18 protein-coding genes are annotated in these 18,531 nt (G+C 60.2%); 5 read left to right on the forward strand and 13 right to left on the reverse strand.

Translation table 11 applies throughout. The features are described from left to right. Window positions 1-48 precede the first annotated feature (48 nt). Window positions 49-468 (reverse strand): heme-binding protein, encoded by a 420-nt coding sequence (locus ACJJVH_RS23695; RefSeq protein WP_112801960.1) that lies wholly within the window; start codon window positions 466-468, stop codon window positions 49-51. Window positions 469-558: 90 nt separating this feature from the next. Here ACJJVH_RS23695 and ACJJVH_RS23700 point away from each other — a divergent pair, with 90 nt between their 5' ends. After that, a complete protein-coding gene (locus ACJJVH_RS23700) occupies window positions 559-1,449 on the forward strand; it encodes an SMP-30/gluconolactonase/LRE family protein (protein ID WP_112801962.1) in 891 nt (296 codons plus the stop codon). 103 nt (window positions 1,450-1,552) lie between these two features. Here the strand turns inward: ACJJVH_RS23700 and ACJJVH_RS23705 are convergent, their stop codons facing one another. Then, window positions 1,553-1,756 (reverse strand): hypothetical protein, encoded by a 204-nt coding sequence (locus ACJJVH_RS23705; RefSeq protein ID WP_113360327.1) that lies wholly within the window; start codon window positions 1,754-1,756, stop codon window positions 1,553-1,555. A 325-nt stretch (window positions 1,757-2,081) separates the two neighbouring features. On the opposite strand from ACJJVH_RS23705, the gene nrcR reads away from it, so the two are divergent. Further along, complete coding sequence (gene nrcR, locus ACJJVH_RS23710) at window positions 2,082-2,441, forward strand: transcriptional regulator NrcR (RefSeq protein WP_412065309.1); 360 nt, start codon at window positions 2,082-2,084, stop codon at window positions 2,439-2,441. A gap of 98 nt (window positions 2,442-2,539) precedes the next feature. On the opposite strand, the gene ACJJVH_RS23715 is transcribed toward nrcR, so the two are convergent. Together ACJJVH_RS23715 and ACJJVH_RS23720 are read right to left on the reverse strand one after the other, a co-directional pair. Further along, complete coding sequence (locus ACJJVH_RS23715) at window positions 2,540-3,778, reverse strand: pilus assembly protein TadG-related protein (RefSeq protein ID WP_412065310.1); 1,239 nt, start codon at window positions 3,776-3,778, stop codon at window positions 2,540-2,542. Between the two features lie 558 nt (window positions 3,779-4,336). Further along, on the reverse strand, window positions 4,337-6,808 hold the full coding sequence (locus ACJJVH_RS23720) for a glycoside hydrolase family 3 C-terminal domain-containing protein (protein WP_412065311.1): 2,472 nt from the start codon (window positions 6,806-6,808) through the stop codon (window positions 4,337-4,339). A gap of 296 nt (window positions 6,809-7,104) precedes the next feature. Between ACJJVH_RS23720 and ACJJVH_RS23725 the strand changes: the two genes are divergently transcribed. Then, window positions 7,105-7,779, forward strand: a complete 675-nt coding sequence (locus tag ACJJVH_RS23725; RefSeq protein WP_412065312.1) for a transglutaminase-like cysteine peptidase — start codon at window positions 7,105-7,107, stop codon at window positions 7,777-7,779. Here ACJJVH_RS23725 and ACJJVH_RS23730 read toward each other — a convergent pair. Further along, complete coding sequence (locus ACJJVH_RS23730) at window positions 7,767-8,102, reverse strand: hypothetical protein (protein WP_113360321.1); 336 nt, start codon at window positions 8,100-8,102, stop codon at window positions 7,767-7,769. The two genes, ACJJVH_RS23725 and ACJJVH_RS23730, sit on opposite strands and share 13 nt — an antisense overlap. A 200-nt stretch (window positions 8,103-8,302) precedes the next feature. Between ACJJVH_RS23730 and ACJJVH_RS23735 the strand changes: the two genes are divergently transcribed. Continuing rightward, window positions 8,303-9,271, forward strand: coding sequence for a DUF1402 family protein (locus ACJJVH_RS23735; RefSeq protein WP_113436853.1), 969 nt, complete (start codon window positions 8,303-8,305; stop codon window positions 9,269-9,271). Between the two features lie 45 nt (window positions 9,272-9,316). Here ACJJVH_RS23735 and ACJJVH_RS23740 read toward each other — a convergent pair whose 3' ends face one another. Next, entirely contained in the window at window positions 9,317-9,934 is a 618-nt protein-coding gene (locus ACJJVH_RS23740) for a hypothetical protein (protein WP_113393511.1), read from the reverse strand. 236 nt (window positions 9,935-10,170) lie between these two features. On the opposite strand from ACJJVH_RS23740, the gene ACJJVH_RS23745 reads away from it, so the two are divergent. Then, the gene (locus ACJJVH_RS23745; protein ID WP_113385065.1) at window positions 10,171-10,857 is read left to right on the forward strand and encodes an OmpW/AlkL family protein; all 687 of its coding nucleotides are present in this window, start codon (window positions 10,171-10,173) and stop codon (window positions 10,855-10,857) included. Between the two features lie 106 nt (window positions 10,858-10,963). On the opposite strand, the gene ACJJVH_RS23750 is transcribed toward ACJJVH_RS23745, so the two are convergent. From ACJJVH_RS23750 to ACJJVH_RS23780, 7 genes are all read right to left on the reverse strand, one after another. Further along, a complete protein-coding gene (locus ACJJVH_RS23750) occupies window positions 10,964-11,419 on the reverse strand; it encodes an RpiB/LacA/LacB family sugar-phosphate isomerase (RefSeq protein WP_412065313.1) in 456 nt (151 codons plus the stop codon). A gap of 12 nt (window positions 11,420-11,431) precedes the next feature. Continuing rightward, window positions 11,432-12,202, reverse strand: a complete 771-nt coding sequence (locus ACJJVH_RS23755; protein ID WP_412065314.1) for a triose-phosphate isomerase — start codon at window positions 12,200-12,202, stop codon at window positions 11,432-11,434. Then, window positions 12,199-12,975: a DeoR/GlpR family DNA-binding transcription regulator gene (locus tag ACJJVH_RS23760; protein WP_112801982.1), complete on the reverse strand. Its 777-nt coding sequence runs from the start codon at window positions 12,973-12,975 to the stop codon at window positions 12,199-12,201. The genes ACJJVH_RS23755 and ACJJVH_RS23760 overlap by 4 nt, the downstream gene beginning before the upstream one ends. A 119-nt stretch (window positions 12,976-13,094) precedes the next feature. Continuing rightward, window positions 13,095-14,033, reverse strand: coding sequence for a sugar-binding transcriptional regulator (locus ACJJVH_RS23765; RefSeq protein WP_112801984.1), 939 nt, complete (start codon window positions 14,031-14,033; stop codon window positions 13,095-13,097). 126 nt (window positions 14,034-14,159) lie between these two features. Next, the gene (locus ACJJVH_RS23770) at window positions 14,160-15,092 is read right to left on the reverse strand and encodes a sugar phosphate isomerase/epimerase family protein (RefSeq protein WP_412065315.1); all 933 of its coding nucleotides are present in this window, start codon (window positions 15,090-15,092) and stop codon (window positions 14,160-14,162) included. A gap of 27 nt (window positions 15,093-15,119) precedes the next feature. Beyond that, window positions 15,120-16,631, reverse strand: a complete 1,512-nt coding sequence (locus tag ACJJVH_RS23775; RefSeq protein ID WP_112801988.1) for a glycerol-3-phosphate dehydrogenase — start codon at window positions 16,629-16,631, stop codon at window positions 15,120-15,122. A 77-nt stretch (window positions 16,632-16,708) separates the two neighbouring features. Then, window positions 16,709-18,259: an FGGY-family carbohydrate kinase gene (locus ACJJVH_RS23780; protein WP_412065316.1), complete on the reverse strand. Its 1,551-nt coding sequence runs from the start codon at window positions 18,257-18,259 to the stop codon at window positions 16,709-16,711. Window positions 18,260-18,531 lie beyond the last annotated feature (272 nt).

The following is an 18,531-nucleotide window of genomic DNA, read 5'->3' on the forward strand; positions in this document are numbered from 1 at the left end:
TGAAATCTTCCAGCCGTGGAGTTGGGTGGATTTCACGCAAGGCATCCTCTATTCGAGGTCGGCGCCGATCGCTTTGAGGGCTGCCCGTGCCACCTGCTCGTCCTGTTCGCCGGAACCCGATCCCACGCCGATACCGCCGACAAGCGTGCCGGCGACGCGGATCGGCAAGCCGCCACGCAATCCCGTCATCCCGCCATGCGTAGCGACTGCCAGCGGCAATCTCGCATGGTCCGGCAGGGAGTTGCTCGGCGCGCCGATGGAAGCGGCCGTTTGTGCCTTGGCAAGCGCGCTTTTCAGCGACTGGAACCGCGAGCCGCGCATGCGGAAAGAGCCCAGCGTCACTCCGGACTGATCCACGACAACGATGCATTGCGGCTGCCCCATTCCGGTGGCGGCGGAGATTGCGGCGGCCAGCAATGTCATCACCCCCTCGTCGCTCAAGACACTCGACGTCAGAACATGGCTCATGCAGTATCCTCGCAACTTGCGGACTCGTGTGAGTGGGTTATCGATAGCGGATCGATCCTGCGATCTAACTTTATGGGAGGTATTGTTACAATGTCGTTCTTCGAGATCATGGACCCGGCCTTTGGAAAATTCGTTCTTGGCAATGCGCCCGTCAAGCAGATCGCCTCGGGGTTCGACTGGGTGGAAGGGCCTGTCTGGTTCGGCGATCTGAATTGCCTGCTCTTTTCGGATATCCCCAACAACCGCATCATGCGCTGGATACCGGGCATCGGCGTCAGCATCTTTCGCGAGCCTTCGAATTTTTCAAATGGCCACACGCGCGATCGGCAAGGCCGGCTCGTCAGCTGCGAACACGGCGGCAGACGCGTCACACGCACGGAATATGACGGATCGATCACGGTCATTGCGGACAGCTATCAGGGCAAGCGCCTGAACTCGCCCAACGACGTCGTCGTGACTTCGGACGGCGCCATCTGGTTCAGTGATCCCCATTATGGCATCGCGACGGATTATGAAGGGCATAAAAGCGAGCAGGAACTGCCTTGCAATGTCTACCGTGTCGATCCATCCGGCGCGATCTCGGCCGTGCTGACCGACTTCAATTGCCCGAACGGCCTCGCCTTCAGCCCCGACGAGAAAAAGCTCTATGTCGCCGACACCGGCCGCATCCATGGCAGCGATCCGCAACATATCCGCGTCTTCGATGTCGGCGAGGGCTGGCGGCTGTCCGGCGGCAATGTGTTTCACGCGATTTCGCCGGGCTGCGCTGATGGCATGCGCCTCGACAGTGACGGCAATCTCTGGTCGTCTGCGGCCGACGGCGTGCATTGCATCGCTCCCGACGGGCATCTGATGGGCAAGATCCTTGTGCCTGAAACCGTCTCCAACCTCTGCTTCGGCGGCCGCGGCAAGCACAAGCTGTTCATGACGGCAACCACCAGCGTCTATTCGATTTCGCTCAATCGAAGCGGCGCACTCTGACGGCCGGGCAGTTGCTGCGCGACGGCGGAATCTGAAAACGGGCCGCAAGACGACGACAATTGCTCATTGCGTGGCAATTGCCGTCGTTGCGGTGCAAACGATATCAACGTAAATCGGCTTGCGGCACGGCGCGCGCGGCCGCATGGGCAATCGGCGCCAGATGGGCGGACGAGGCAAGCCCCTGCCTGCGCGCGGCATCCTGCAGCAGGTTTGCCATTCCGGTTACGGAAATTTGATCCGCCCGCATGACCTGGCGGATCAGCGGATCTTTCAGAACTTCGGCGATCGTCAAGTCCCTATGGGTCATGGTTACCTCCTGTTCGTTCGAGCAGAAGATAGACGGCTTAATTTGCAAGGGGATGTCAAAAGACGGACAAAACCAAGGCAGTTCGTTCGATTTTGTTACAGAATAATTGCAAAACCCATGGTGGGACATATTCCAAAATTACAATAGGACCCTAGTTACCGGCTACGCAAAGGTCGATCGGCTGCGATTGGCCTGAACGGGAGGTCCGCTTGCTCCTTGAAGACGCAATATCGTGCGATGATTCAGACCATAGTTCTGCAATTTTTGCGTTTATTATCACGCAACGCCGGGGCTCCAAATCTAACCAGCAACGATCGGCCGCGCCATGTACTCATCAGACCAGACCGTAGAAGATGAGCGTCTCATCTACCACGCGGATCTTCTCAGCCAGCTCTCGAACCCCAAGCGACTGGAGGTCTGCATTCATCTGTCCGGCCGCGAAGAGGATGTAAACAGTCTGGCCAAGAAGCTTGGGATATCTCAATCGGCCCTGAGCCAGCATCTGACCCGCCTGCATCACTCGGGAATCGTCAAGGTCCGCCGTCAGGCACAATTCAGATACTATACGTGCGATCATCCCGGCGTTCAGCAGATTCTGAAAACGCTCGGCAATATCTTCGACGTCGACGCCACGCCAGCAGCGGCAGACGCCGCGAAAGACGATGCCCAGAGCCGGAAACGGTGATCTGGAGCAATTCCGTAAAAGCTGCACGGCAATGACGCCGGTGCCGGTCGGCGGCCCCGGCCCGGCCATCCAGCGACGCCATGGCGTGGACACGCCCTTTAGCTGGTAATGCGCGGAGTGCGGATAACCTTCAGGAACAGGGCGTTCATTGCGTCGGAGATACCCTCCGTCGGGCTCACTTCAAAGTAGAGACCGGGCGAAGCGCAATTCTGCAGATCGGTTCCGATCTGCGACTGGAACGGCGCGATCCATTGATTGTACCAGCCGTTTGTCGGCAGAGGCAGATAGGTCGTGTAAAGGATGGCGATCTTGACGTTCTGGTTCTTCAGCGGCTGACAGAAGGAGATATCGAGCGGTTCCTGACAGCGGCCGCTGGTTGTCGGCTTGGTGCAGGTATTCGGCTTATAACTGTCGCCGACACCGTCGGTAACGAGGAAAAGAATCTTCTGACGATCGGTGCTGGTCGTGCCACCCCCACCCGTCCCGATGATCGGTGCGAGTTGCGTCAGCATCGTATCGAAGCTGGTCGTCTGATCGTTGTTATAGCCTTGATAAGGGATCGTCATCAGGTCCACGGCGCTTGTCGCACTCTTGACCTTTGTCATATCGGACAGGAGCGGCGATACGGCGGTAAGGCCGGCCTTCTCCGCTTGCGTGCCGAACGTATAGACGGCCATGCGATATTGATCGGATGTCACCCGATTTGCCGCAGCCGTATCGGTAAGCTTCTGCGTGGCCTGTCGAACGACGTCGATACGCGTCGTCACTCCCAGATTCTTGGCCAGATTGTAGTAGTTGTTGGTCGTATCGAGATTATGGCATGCAAAAGCGCAGCTGTCGGACGTATGGGATACCATCGTCTGTATATCGGTTGTCGTCGCACCGACTCCCATAGAAGGCGTATTGTCCAGCAGCATGTAGAAATCCATGAAGGTCGCCGTCTGATATTGCGCCGAGGCCGAACCGCTGACGGGAATGGATGTCTTGCCGATGATCTGACTGAGCGAGGTCGGTACATTCGCCGAAAAATTGACGGTCGACGAGACGATGTTTCCACTGCGCGTGACTGCCGCATTGACGGTGACCGGGATGTTTTGAAGATCGCTCGATGCCTGACCCAGAAAGAGCTTGTTGGCGTCGTCCTGCCCTATAGCGACAGTACCGTCCTTCGTCATGGCCATGGCGGCTGCAACGGCCGGGGATGAATCCGCGATTGCCCCGACGGCAGCCGCATCGGCGGCATTTTGCAATTCTGTCTTGACCAGCATTGCGTTAGTCACATCCAGCGCCAGCCCCCCCACCGCGATCAGAGGAACGGCGACCAGAGCAGTCGTCATTGCAAAATTGCCGGACCTGTCCGTCAGCAGCTTTCGCGAAAGCCTGCGCAATACATCAAACGGCTGCGAACAGTTCCTGAATCTCTTCACGAGCAAACTCTTCATATAACTATGGTTGTATTTCGTGATCATTCACACGCCGAACGTATTATTACTTCGTAATATACTCTGGAAACATATTTACGCATAAATATTGAAATTCTCGTAAGAGACACGACTCCATTTTATATTATGGATATTGGGGAGAAAGTTACGAAGGCCGGCATATATATTCGGATGCCCGGCAAATTGACGAACGAAACCTCGCCCGCGCCTTTTGCCGGAAGATGAAGCACGGTCGCACTGTGAACAGCTTTCCTCTTAAGAAAGCGGAGACGGCAAGCTCGGGTCACGATTGGCAAGAACAACTATCCGCAGCTTCGCGCGATACGTCTTTTGCTCGTTTTTGATATCTGCCCATGAAAGCAGTGGCCGTCGGCTCCAGGCGGGGCGACATCGTGAGAAGCGCCCTTGCCCTGAATTGCGGTCTCAACCTTATTGCCGGTGCCGGCCAAGCAATCAGATCGACCGATCGGAGGTCTCGCCGCTCCAGTCGCTTGCAAGGTCGATCGCCACTCTCGAGCGGATGTCCGAAGCATTGGCTGCCAGAAGCAGCTCGTAACGACCGGCCGCAGCACGGAACGTTTTCGTCTGCTCGTCGAAATAGCTGAGATCGCGATGCCGCACGACCAGAAAAGCCGTTCCCGTTTCGCCGGGCGCCAGCCGAAGCTTGGCAAAGGCGCGCAGCTCCTTTTCGGGCCGTGCGACCGTGGGTGCGAGCGGCCGCACGTAGAGCTGCACAAGTTCCGACCCCGTCCTCTCGCCGCTATTGGTGATATCGATGGCAACGGTAATCCCCTCGGCCCCCATCTGCTCCGCCGACGCCTTTGCCTCGCCCCAGGAAAAGCGGGTGTAACCGAGACCGAAGCCGAAGGGGAACAAGGGTTCGATACCGCGCGTATCGTGGTGACGGTATCCGACGAAGACACCTTCGTCGTAGCGTACATGCCCGTCCTTGCCTGGGTAGACGTGGGGATCGCCGATCATGGCGGAATTGTCCGAAAGGCGCTTCGGGAAGGTCTGCGGCAGGCGGCCGCCGGGCTCGACATCGCCGAAGAGCACATCGGCAACGGCATGTCCCAGCTCCTGGCCGGGATACCACATCTGCAATACCGCCCGAACCTTGCCGAGCCACGGCATTTCGACCGGCCCTCCTGTCTGCAACACGACGACGACATTGGCGTTGACCGCCGTCACGCGCTCTATCAGTTCTTCTTGCCGGCCGGGCAGGCGCATGTCGGGAAGATCGAGACCTTCCGTGTCCCATTCGCCGTCACGACCGACGAAGAGCAGAACGACATCGGCATTCTCCGCCTTCTCGATGGCATCCAGCATGGCATCTTCGCCGAGAGGCTTCTCCACGCCGAAGCGCACCGCCGTCAGGTTGATCCCCTCTTCGCTCGTCGCCGACGAGCAATACTCGACCACCACCTGGTAGCGCTGCCCCGCTTCCAGATGGATACCTTGCCGCTGTTCGACATTGGCCGTGCCGAAATAGTTGTCGCCCCGCGCCCATCCGTCGTAACCATTCACGACGAGCTTGCCGTCGACAAAGAGCTTGGCAAGACCCGCATTGGTCATTCCGAATACATGCTCGCCGCTTTCCGCCGGAACGTAGAAGGCTGTCATGCGGGCGGAGAAATCGTTCGGATCGAGCTGAGAGGATGGCAGATCGAACCAGAAGAATTCGCCCTTGTTTGCCGTTTCAGTGACTGTCGCGGTACCGGCAAGATCGCGGCCCTTGAAGTATTCCACGCGCATTTCGCCGGAAAAGACATTGATCAGCCGGTTGTTGCGGCAACCGGCGGCATAATGAATGCTGTTGGCATTCGACAGGGCCTGACGGATCCCCTCCAACGGACTGATCCTGTAGTGAGCGGCAATCTGGGCGCTGCCTCCCCCCATGACGCGGGCTTCGGCCGCATTCGGCCCGATAACCGCCAGATGGCCGAGTCCTGCCTTTTTCAACGGCAGGATGCCGTCGTTTTTCAGAAGTACCGCGCCTTCCGCCCCGAGTTGACGGATCAGCGTACGGTCCTCCGGCAGATCCAGCGCATGTTCGCTCAGGTCCGGCGCTTTCTCGAATGCGCCGACGCGTTCGAGCAACGCCAGAATGCGGCGAGCGGCGGCCCGCACGGTCGCCGGCTCCACCTCGCCGTTGCGGACCGCCGCCACAAGCTTCTCGCCGCGGTCACGCGTCGGGCCGGGCATTTCCAGATCGAGCCCGGCATTGACGGTGGCTGCCGTCGAATGAGAGCCGAACCAGTCCGACATGACGATGCCGTCAAAACCCCATTCCTCTCGAAGAACCTTGGTCAGCAACCACGGATGCTCGCTCGTGTAAGTTCCGTTGAGCCGGTTGTAGGAGGACATGACCGCCATCACGCCCGCCTTCTTCACGGCCTGTTCGAAGGGCAACAGGTAGATTTCGCGAAGCGCCCGCTCGCCGATGTCGGACGACATCGTCTGGCGCTCGATCTCCGATTCATTGCCGGCGAAGTGCTTGATCGTTGCGGCGATGCCCCGGCTTTGCACGCCCTGGATATAAGCGACGGCGAGCTCGGCCGTCAGCACCGGGTCTTCCGAATAGCACTCGAAATTGCGCCCGTTCAGGCCGGAGCGGTGAATGTTGACCGTCGGCGCCAATAGTACAGATGCTCCCTTGCTCTTGGCCTGGCCGGCAAGCGCCGCGCCCATACGCTCGACGAGGGCGGGATTCCACGTCGCTCCGAGTGCGATCGCGACAGGAAAGCAGGCGGCATCGACACCGGCAACCAGCGAACCCGCGCCGCGCGCGCCGTTCGGACCATCCGTGACCTTGATCTTGGGAACGCCGAGGCGCTCGATCGGCACGGTGGTCCAGAAATCGGCCCCGGACAGCAGCGAAACCTGCTCCTCAAGCGTCATCCGGTCGAGAATATCGTCGATCATGGTGCCTCCCGAAATGTTTTCCTGCTCATCTCCTCGCCGCTCTGCGGCAAGGCTTCGCAATTTAAGACAAACAAATCATAAACACGCGCCATGCCCTTACGCCAGTGCGATATGTCGATGAAATGACGTATCTTTTTCATTCCGAGCCAGTTTCGCAGCCATTCGGAAATCATAAGCTCGGAGACCGGTGGAATGCCGGCCGGCAGCCAAGCGGCGGTTCGCTAAAATGCGAATAATCTTCTTTCGAATAAATTTGACCGCATCGGATTTCATGAGCGCAGTTCATGGAGCCAAGTATGCGTGCATTCCTAGTCGCTGCAAGCGTTCTCTTCTTTGCGGGTCTGTCGTTTTCGACGACCACGACCGCCAAACCCACGGCGAATGCCAATGCCGCGCGACCGCATCAATTCGCCCGCGCCGTGGCCGATGCAAGCGCGCCTGTCGGCTGGACCGGCTTCTGCAAGGCTCAGCCGGCCGAATGCGCCTCCGGCCAGAAGAGCGACGAAACTGTCGCCCTCGACAGCCAACACAGGGCGCAGCTGCAGCAGATCGACAGCCTGGTCAATCACGAGATCCAGGGCATCGGCGATAACGACCACTACGGCATCTACAAGCTCGGCATCATCAACTGGTGGACCTATCCCGACGACGGCGCCGGCAACTGCAATGATTATGTTCTGCTGAAGAAGAAGCTGCTGGTGGAAGCCGGCTGGCCGCATTCGGCGCTGCTGTTGACGGTTGTCCTAGACACGCACAATGAAGGGCATCTGGTACTGATGGTCCGCACAAACGACGGCGATCTGATCCTGGACAATCTGACCGACGCGATCAAAACCTGGGATGCGACAGGCTATACCTTCATCAAGCGCCAGACCGCCGACAATCCGGACAACTGGGTCCGGCTTGAATCAGGGCGCACGCCCGAAGAGCTCGCCATGATCAGCAAGGCATTGGCCGCTCACTCGCAATGATTGGCGGACCAATAGGTATCGACGAGGCTCTTGCCATCCTGATCCAGGATAGCGAAATCCCCCGGGATGACGACGAAGAAGCGCTGGCCGCCGGCGATATTGCCGTCCGTGTCGCTCCTTGAGCCATCCACCCGTCCGCAGACGACGAAGCCGGGCATGCGCTCGCTGGGCCTTGCGCTCAGGATATGGATTGCAGAGGCCGGCACATCCATCCGCCGGGCGACGGCCGCCCTGGCAAGTTCGGGGACGTCGGCCATCGTCGGAATCGCCTCGCCCGGCGCGGCCGCAAGCAGAATACTTCCTGCCATCACGAGATGTTTCACCGGCAGCCTCCTGAAAACCAGAGCGGCAAGCCTGCAACTGCTCTCAGCAATATCATTGCGCGCTTTCGGCCGGCAGCCGCCTTCGGCAAAGTTTATTGTGATTCGCGCGGCGGCAGAAGCACGCGTCCTTGCCTTCGCATACCGATCGCGTATGAAGATCGTCCTTGCGCCAGGGAACAGTTTTGAAGGTTATTTTGCGAATGCGAACATCCCTGTCGAGGATTCCGGCACTTGGCCTGCTCATTATTCTTGCTCTGGCCAATGCCTGCATCGGGCACGAGCTCGTGCGCGTGCCTGCGGGCAACCGCAACAGCGTTCAGCCTCCCATACCCAACACCTCGGCGCTGCGGGCCAAGGCATTCAACACGACGTATGAGGAAAAATACCAGAAAATCGTCGGGGTGCTCCGTGACGACAAGGACTTGATGGCGTCGATCAGGAAGGCCGCGCAGGCCTATCAGATCGATCCCATCCACATCGTCGGCGCCCTTGTCGGCGAACATACCTACAACATTACGATCGTGAACAGGGTGAAATCCTACTACGTCAAGGCCCTCGCCTATTCGCAGTCCGATTTCAGGTTCAGCTACAAGGACGTAACCGTTCAGTCCTTCGTCAAGAGGCCCGAATTCGCCCATTGCGACAGCTTCACGGGCAGCGCGGAATTGTGGGAATGTCGCGACGAAACCTGGGACAAAAGTTTTCGCGGCAGGATCGTCGATGGCGTCACCTATGAGAATATGACGTTCCAGCGTGCCTTCTTCCAGCCATTCTTCGCGGGGCAGACTTTTGGTCTCGGCCAGATCAGCCCGCTGACGGCGCTCGAAGTCACCGATCTCGTGCACGTCACCAGCGGCCTGCCGAAACTGTCCGTCGACGACCCGCAGGCAATCTATCGTGACATCATGGATCCCGATCGAAGCGTGATCTATATCGCCGCGATCGTAAAGGACGCCATCGACGCCTATCGCGCCCAGGGATTCGACATTACCGACAATCCCGGCCTGACGGCGACGCTCTACAATGTCGGGCAACCGCGCCGGCGAGCGCTTGCCTTGCGGCAGGCGGCAGATGCCGCCGGCGGGAAGAAGCTGCCGGAAGAGAATTATTACGGCTGGCTGGTGAACGACCGCCTGCCGGAGCTGCGCGCGTTGCTCGCGGCACAGTAGCTGCAGACGGACGGACGCGGCTTTTGCGGCCGAGACCATTCCGGTTCAGGCGAGCAGGCTGATGCGGTCGGAGGCGATCTTGTTCCTGACCCAGGCATGCTCGTTTTGCCAGTCGTGCCGCTTCCATCCTTCCCAGCTGAAGCCGCATAGCTTGACGTCCCATTCGGAGGCGGGAAAGTTTGCGAGCGTATAGCAGATGCCGAGGAAGCCGGTGCTCGGGAAGACCTTGCGCATTTGGGACCCAGCAATATGAAGCTCGCTGCAGCCGTCGTTGTAGGTCTGCGGCGGCATGATGCGGATCTCCTTGCCGGCGCGGCCCATCACGTCGATCGCCTCCATCGTCCAATCGGCCCTTCTGCCTTGCAGCCGCTGGAAGATATTGGGCCGCGGGTGATATTTGCGGATGATATCGGGATGATAGGCGAGCATCAGTACCTTTGCCGCCTTCAGCGCCGCATTGTCCACGAATCCGGGGGCGATCAGCCGCCGGTACAGGACCTTGCTCGATGCGGCCAGCATGACCATGTCGGTGCGCTCTCCGCTCATGCCGCCGGCAAGATTCGGCTCATTGAAACGCATGACGAATTGCGCGCCGTCCACGATCCCCGAGACATTGCGCTCCAGTTTTCCATTGCCAACGATGATTGCGATCTTGCGCGCCAATGTGGTCGTCCAGCAGAATACGGCCGTGCTTTAGCAATGCCGTCTGACAAAGCGCTGAAGCATTGATGATGCGAACCTGAAATGCCGTCGTCCTGTCCGGCATCGGCCGTAGACATGCGGGAAAAGGGGCTCCGCCGATAAATCATCACGTCTTTGATCTAGCTCAAACCGCCACGACCGAGGCCCCAATAGATTGATTCATAGCGAAAATATTCGTCATGGAAAGGGCTGACACAATGAGCGGAAACTGGATCATCGTCGGGGCTATCGCCACAGGCCTGGTGATTGCCGGATGCGGCGCGGCGGCTGCAGCGGACCTCGCAGCGACGACCGCGCCGGCGGCTCCCGCCGATGCGCCGACCACGCAGAGCCCCTGGCAGATCCGCTTGCGTGCGCTCGGCGTGATCACCAACGATTCCGGTCGCGTGGACGGGATTGCCGGATCGGGCCTATCGTCATCCAATTCGGTCATCCCGGAATTCGATGTCTCCTACTTCTTTACCGACAACATCGCCGCGGAACTGATCCTCGGCACGACGTCTTCGAAGATCTACGGCAAAGGCTCGATTGCGGGGCTCGGCGAAGTGGGCAAGACCTGGCTGCTGCCGCCGACCTTGACGCTGCAATATCATTTCACCGATTTCGGCGCCTTCAAGCCCTATATCGGCGCGGGCGTAAACTACACGGTCTTCTACAACCAGTCCGGCAAGAGCGCGGAAAGCCTCGATGTTAAGAATACGTTCGGCGTCGCGCTGCAGGCGGGCTTCGACTACATGTTCGACCAGCATTGGGGCGCCAACCTCGATGTGAAGAAGATTTTCCTGCGCCCTGATTTCGATGCGACGGTCGGCGGCGCCAATGTCAGCGGAAAGGCGAAACTCGATCCCTGGCTGGTCGGCGCCGGTATCACCTATCGATTCTAGGGTGGTCGGCACGCCATCCGGCACGCGCCAACAAGTGCACAGATGCAGAAAAGCCCGGTCGATCGAAAGAATCGGCCGGGCTTTCCGCGTCTTGGGAGGACAGGTTTCAGCGCACGTTATACTTCGCGTCGACCTCGTTGATCGCCTTGACGTTGCCGGCCGAGCGGCCGTTTTCGTCGAAGGTCTGTGCCAGGAAGGCATCGGCGATGGCCTTAGCGAGTTCGGTGCCGATGACACGCGCGCCCATGGTGATGATCTGGGCGTTGTTCGACAGCGCGGCGCGCTCCGCCGAATAGGTGTCATGGGTCAAGGCCGCGCGAATGCCCGGAACCTTGTTGGCCGAGATGCAGACGCCGATGCCGGTGCCGCATACGAGGATCGCCTTGTCATAGGTGCCGTCGATGACGCCGGAAGCGACGCGGTCGGCAAGATTGGCGTAAAACGGGTCCGCGCCTTGTTGCGTGCGCGATACTTCGCTCACGTCGAAACGATCCTTCAGATGGTCGGCGAGAACCTTGGCGAGGCCTTCGCCGGCGCTGTCTCCAGCAATTGCAAGCTTCATGATATTTTCTCCTCAGAGTTTGGCGGCGCACTTGGCGAGGATGTCGAGATAACCTTCGACGTTCCAGGCCGAGCGGCCGATGAAAAGCCCGTCTACGTTCGGGCAGGAAATGAGTTCTTCGCAGTTTTGCGGATTGACCGATCCGCCGTAGAGGCACGGAATTTTTCGGCCGAGCACCTGTTGCGCGACCGCAATGATCTCGGCTTGGCGCGCATCGGCATAGGAAGGTTCGGCCGGAATCCCCTTTTCGCCGATCGCCCAGACCGGCTCATAGGCCAGCAGAATTTCGGCCTGCTTCTGCGCAGCGGAAAGCTTGGAAAGCGCGCCCGTGACCTGCTCGCCCAGGATTTCCGTCGCACGGCCGCTTTCGCGATCTTCCAGCGTCTCGCCGATGCAGATGAGCGGGATCAAGCCGTGACGGACGGCCGCCTCGGTCTTCAGACCCACAGTCTCGTTGGTCTCGCCGAAATGCTCGCGACGCTCCGAATGGCCAAGCTCGACGATATCGAGACCGCAATCCTTGAGCATCAGCGGCGAAATCTCGCCTGTCCAGGCGCCCTGATCCGCCCAGTGCATATTCTGAGCGCCGACCTTGACGGAGCTGTCGGAAAGGATCGACTTGACTTCGCGCACCGCAGTAAACGGCGGAATGATGAAACGTTGGATGCGGGCATCCCGAAGAGCATCGGCGGCATGCAAGGCTTCGGCAAAGGCGCGCGCCTCCGCCAGCGTCTTGTTCATCTTCCAGCTCGTGCCGATCCAATAGCGAGGCTTATCTGTCATGTCATATCCTGGTTCGAGGCAATGGTAAGGGCGATGCCGTCCCGGCGGAATTGCTCGATAACGGCGTCATCCGGCGCGTGATCGGTGATTACGGCATCGAAATCGGTGAGGTCGGCCATCACATGCAGGGCTGTATGCCCAATGCGATTGTGGTTGACGAGCAGGCAGGTTCGGGTGGCGGATGCAATCATCGCGCGCTTCGTGCGCACGACGTCGTCGTCCATGTGATAGGCAAGCCGGCCGGAAACGGCCGGCGTCGACAGGAACGCGATATCGGCCCGCAGCCGCGACAGCGCCTCCTCCGTCACCACGCCCAGAAAGGCGTTGAACTTGGCGGAATAGACGCCGCCGAGCGCAATCAGCGTGATGCCGCTTTCGCTCTTCATGCGGTCTATGATCGCGGCGTTGTTGGTTATCAGCGTCAGCGGACGCTTCTGCAGCAGCATCTCGCCGAGAACGGCGGCCATGGAACCGTCATTGATCATGACCGTCATGCCAGGCTCGACCAGCTCCAGCGCCAAGCGAGCCATGGCAAGCTTCTCGTCATGGCCCTGCCGTTCGCGGAAACGGAAATCGCTCTCGAACTGCGTGCCGGCATCGATGGTCGCGCCGCCGCGAACCTTGCGCAGCACGCCGGCCTGCTCGAGATCGTCGAGATCGCGATGGATCGTCATCTTGGACACGGTGAAGCGGTCGGCCAGATCGTCGAGATCGACGGTCTTGTGCTCGACAAGCAGATTGATGATCGATTGCTGGCGCTCTTCCCGTTTCACCTTGCACTCCGGCCATTGGCCTGAAAGGACACAGGGAGAATATAACACAAAAATCTCACAATTCAACATTTTCATTGTTAAGTTGTGCTATTCTTGTGTTTCTCTCCGATAGCCCAAGCTCAATCGTTCAACAATGCCCGCGCCGTTTTCTCGTCCGTAATCAGCCCGTACAGACAGCGACTCTTGAGAACCGCGCGGATCGCCCCGACTTTCGGCAACCCGCCCGAAAGCGCCACCAACCTCTCGCCCCTGTTGCGCGGCAGCGAGGCCGAAAGCGTGCGTGCCGTCAGCGTCGTCTCAAGCATGTTGCCATCCGCATCGAAGAAATGACCGAGAATTTCGCCAACGCCTCCGGCCGCGGTGATCTCCTTGATTTCCTTCGGCTCGACCATTCCCGACAGAACGAGCTGCGCGTCGGTGTCGACCGTTCCGAGACCGACGAACTTGAGGTCGGCGCCGTTTGCAAGGTCAAAGACCTCTTTCACGCCGCGCTGCGCAAGCAGCACGTCGCGATCTTCCCGCGTGTTGGCGAAGAAAGGCACCGGCATCACATGCGACTGCATTCCGGTCTTTTCGGCAATGCGATGCATCACGTCGTACGGGTTTGCCGCATAGTTTCTCGTCAGGCCGCCGAGCAGCGAGACGAAGCGCAGGTTCTTGGCGCTGACGCGAGACAGGTGATGGACGGCGGAGGAAAGCGTTCGGCCGTGGCCGAGGCCGATGACCCTGCTGTTGCCGCTCTCGATCTCACGCCGCAGAAAGCCGGCGCCCGCCTGCCCGAGTGCGCGGAATTCGAAGCCCTCCTCGCCAAGATCGGGCGCAACTTCGCAATATTGCAGGCCGAAGCGTGCCGCGAGCTGTGTTTCGAGCTCGACGCATTCGACAATATCGCCGTCGATCGTCACCTTCACGACGCCCTCGGCGACGGCGCGCGCGATCAGCCGATGGGCCTTTACCGAGGGAACGCCGAGACGCTTTGCCACTTCGGACTGCGTCAGGCCGCCCGCATAATGAAGCCAGGCCGCCCGCACGGCGAGCGAAGCATCCGCATCCGTCATCGTCCGCTCCCTTTCATTTCGTCACTCATGGCCCCTCGCCTGCTTTTGTCCGGACACCGAATCCGAGCGCCGCTGCTTCTTTGCCGCTCGGGATGCCCTTGCAGAGAATCGGCGGCGTTCCAGTGGCTAGATATGCAAGTCGCCGACACCGGTGTCGATATGAGGCGCCCAGAAGGCTACACTTTCGGCAATCTGCGAGATGACCTGGCGATCATTGGGATCGCGCTCCTTGAACGAAAGTTCCAGGCAGATTTCATTGTCCTTGGCGCCGCCTTCGGCGAAGGCCTTCAGCAACGGCTCGGGCTGGATGCGCCCCTTGGCATTGAACTCCGCCGTGAAAGGGCGATGTCCACCCTTGTCCATCAGGCTCTGCTTGATGTGGATGATCGGAGAAACCTTCGGCACGGCACGCGCCCAGGCATAAGGATCGTAGTCGTCGGGGTTGGACGAAGTGACATCGCCATGATCGATATCGGCCATCATCCACATCGGTATGGCGAATGGAGCCTTGGTCAGCCTGTCCTGCAGGGTCATGCATGCATGGATGGTCTCGCCGAATTCGCGGCCGATGCTCATCGGCTCCCAGAATATGTGGGAAAGACCGGCCGCCCGCGCATGCTCGGCCACCTCGCCCCAGCAATCGATCGCGATATCGATCAGCTCCTCGCGCCGGACCGGATCGTCATAGTCCTTGTAGGTGAAGATCGCGAATTGCGTGCCGACGGAATGACCGCCGAGGTCGGCGGTGATATCGGCAAAGGTCTTGAACCAGTCGACATAATAGCGCCGGACATCCTTGTCCGGATGGCCGAAATGATTGAGGCGACCGTAGGGGCCGGTCATGCCGGAGGTCACGCGAACGCCGGTGCGCGTCAATGCCGCCCGCATATCGCGCGTCAGGCGGCGGATGACCGGAGCCTGCCAGCTCGGATTGATGAACTCGTGTGTGAGTTGCAGGTCACGGATGCGCAGATCGCGCGCCACGGTTTCGATCAGATCGTCCGGCTCGGCAAATCGGTTCACCAGTGGGTTGGTGTTGAGTGAAAGCGTCAAGGGCATGGTTGTCTCCCGGCAAGGTCTGTTGGTTCAGGCGGCAAGTGCCAGTTCGGCATCGAACCAGGCAGAGAAAGCCGCCTTCTCTTCCGCCGTCATGCGCAGGCCCTCCTTGGTGCGACGCTTCAGCACGTCTTCGGCCGTCTGCGCCCATTCCGACGCGGCCAGATAGCGGACTTCGGCCTCATAGAGATTGCCGCCAAAATGTCGCCCAAGCTCTGCAAGCGAAGTGGCGCTACCGACGATCTGCCCGGTGCGCGCGCCGTAGAGATGGCCGTAGTGGTTGACGAGTTCCCGCGGCATCCAGGGATATGCCGTACGCAGCGTATCGGCAAAGGCGACATAATCGGCATTCGGGATCTCTCCGCCCGGTAAGACGGCTTCTCCCGTCCAGTCGCCGCCCATCTTCGGGAAGAATTTTGCGAGCCGCTGCATCGCGTGCTCGGACAGCTTGCGGAACGTCGTGATCTTGCCGCCGAACACGCTCAGGAGCGGCACGCCGCCTGTCTCGTCGAGATCGAAGACATAGTCGCGCGTCACCGCCGAAGGGTTGCCCTTGCCGTCGTCGAACAGCGGGCGAACGCCGGAGAAGCTTTCGAGCACGTCGGAGCGGCGCAGCTTTTCCTTGAAATAGCGATTGACCGCCGTGATCAGATAATCGATCTCCTTCTCGTCGGCCGCCACCTCTTCCGGCTTGCCTTCGTAGGGAATGTCGGTCGTTCCGATCAGCGCCTTGTCGCCTTCATATGGGTTGATGAAGATCACGCGCTTGTCATGGTTCTGGATCAGATAGGCCTGCTGACCGCTCCAGAATTTTGGAACGATGATGTGGCTGCCCTTGACGAGCCGGACGCTGCGCCGGCTGTTCGAGCCGACGATGCGGCCGATGATATCGTTGACCCAAGGGCCTGCGGCATTCACCAGCACGCGAGCGCGCACGGTGCGCACCTCGCCGGAGCGCTGATTGCGCATCTGCACGACCCAGCTCCCCTGATCGCGGCGGGCGCTGACGCAAGCCGTGCGCGTCAGGATCTGCGCGCCCTTGGCGGAAGCGTCGAGAGCGTTGAGAACGACGAGCCGGGCATCGTCAACCCAACAGTCGGAATATTCAAATCCCCTCGAATATTGATCGAGGATCGGCGCCCCTTCCGGGTCGCGATTGAGATCCAGCGAACGCGTGCCCGGCAGTTTCTTGCGGCCGCCGAGATGATCGTAAAGGAAGAGGCCGAGGCGCACCAGCCAGGCGGGACGATCCGTCGGGCTGTGCGGCAGCACGAAGCGCATCGGCCAGATGATGTGGCTTGCCGAATTCAGCAGAACCTCGCGCTCGATCAGGGCTTCGCGCACCAGACGGAATTCGTAATATTCGAGATAGCGCAGGCCGCCATGCACCAGCTTGCCGGAACGCGAGGATGTTCCCTCCGCGAGATCGCCTTTCTCGCACATCATCACCGAAAGGCCCCGGCCGGCAGCATCGCGGGCGATGCCGGCACCATTGATGCCTCCGCCGATCACGAAAAGGTCAAAGATTTCCGGTTCCATCATGTCATGCTCCCTCGGATGCCCATGGCATCATCAAATCAATCTTCAGGCGGCGCTCGCTCATCAGCCGGCAATGGCGGCTAGTGCCGGGCCAGTTTGTCCCAGGCCGGAGCGATCGCCTGCCGCACGTCCTTGTAGGCGTCGAACAGGCGGTCGTAGCGCTCGGCATTTTCCGGGTCCGGCCCCTCTGCCTCGCCGAGCAGCGGCGTCACCCAATCTGCAATGCAGCTGTCCATATCCCGATAGGCGCCGATGGCGACTGCCGCCATCATCGCGACACCGGCAGCACCGGCCTCTTCGCGGTCCGAAATCCGCACCGGTGCCTTCACGGCGGCCGATAGCGAGCCGCGCAGCGCACGCGACCGAGCCGCACCTCCGGTTATGCGCAATTCCGACGGCATATCGCCCATGGCAGCGTAGCAATCGCGCGTCGCCATGCCGAGCCCTTCGACCACGGCCCGCAACATGTCGGTAAAGCCATGCCGCGTGGAAAGTCCGGTAAAGCCGGCACGCGCATGCGCATTGACGAAGGGGCCGCGCTCGCCGGCTTCGGAAATATAGGGATGATAAAGAAGGTTCGTCGGACGCGCTTCGGCGAACCAGGCGTCGATGCGCGGGATGAGATCCGAATAGGAAACCTGGCTGCCGCCCGCGGACATCAGATCCGCCGCGATCCGCAGGATCCAGTCAATGTTGATCGTCGCGCCCATATTGGTCTGGACCTGCGTGACGATGCCGGGAATCGGCAGGGCGATGACATATCCGGTGCCTTCGTCGTTGAGCTGGACGTCGGATACCGCCTTGGCGCGCATGTGCACGCCTGTCGAGCCGATCGTCGAGCAGGCGGCGTTGCGGCCGCCGGTGCGTACGCCGGCGCCAAGTGCGGTCATGACCATATCGACATATCCGAGGCAGACCGGCGTCCCCGCAAGCAGGCCGGCGGCCGTGGCCGCGGCATCCGTCAAGGGATGGCTGATTTCGGTGCCGTCGATGATCTCCGGCAGCAGCGAACGCCGGCGTGCAAGGCCGAGGGCGTCGATGACGACAGGGTCATATTGGCGGTTGCGGAAATTGCCGAAAGTGAAACTTGCCTCCGACGGATCGGTCGCGCGCACGCCGGTAAGGTTCAGGTAAAGCCAGTCCTTGCAGTGCAGCGCCGTCTCCGCCCGATCGAGAAGCTCGGGCATGAAGCGATCCATATGGGCAAGCTGCGCGCCTTGCTGGCAGGTGTTGAGACCGGTGCCGGTCGCCTCGAAGCGAGCGCGGTTGCCCGCCGCGGCGCTCAGGCGGGTCACGGTCGAGGCGGCGCGGGCGTCGAGCCAGAGCCAGGCATCGTCGACCGGAGCATTGCCGGAGCCCACGAGCCAGGTGCCGTCGCCCTGCCCCGTAACGGCTATTGCCGCCGTGCGCACAGCGAGATCCTCGACCTTTTCCCCAAGCCCGCGCAGCGCGCTCACGCAATCTTCCCAGGTCTGGCCGAGCGACTGCGTGACCGAGCCGTCTTCACCGGTTTCATAACGATTGCGCGCCGATGCGGAAGCGATCTGCCTTCCGGACAATTCGAAGGCGACAGCCTTCAGAACCGAGGTCCCCGCATCGATCCCGATGATGATCCCGTCACTCTTAGGCATTGCACGCCGGCTCCGCCATCACGCACCATGAAACAGGGGCCTTGGCATACATCACGAACATCTTCATTCCTCCCCACGCAACCGCGCATATAATCCGCGCCAATGCGCACGCAACACAGCAGCTGAATCCCGATTAAGCATGGGCCAAAGCATCCCGCAGTGCCGCCACATATTCCACAGCAGCCCCGAAACAAGATCCGCAGCCACCCATGGATCATGCTCGCCGCTTATAACACAGAGATACCATTGTTGCAGTAATATTTTTCTGGTGT

It is taken from the genome of Rhizobium sp. SYY.PMSO, from assembly GCF_046840415.1.
GTDB lineage: Bacteria > Pseudomonadota > Alphaproteobacteria > Rhizobiales > Rhizobiaceae > Rhizobium.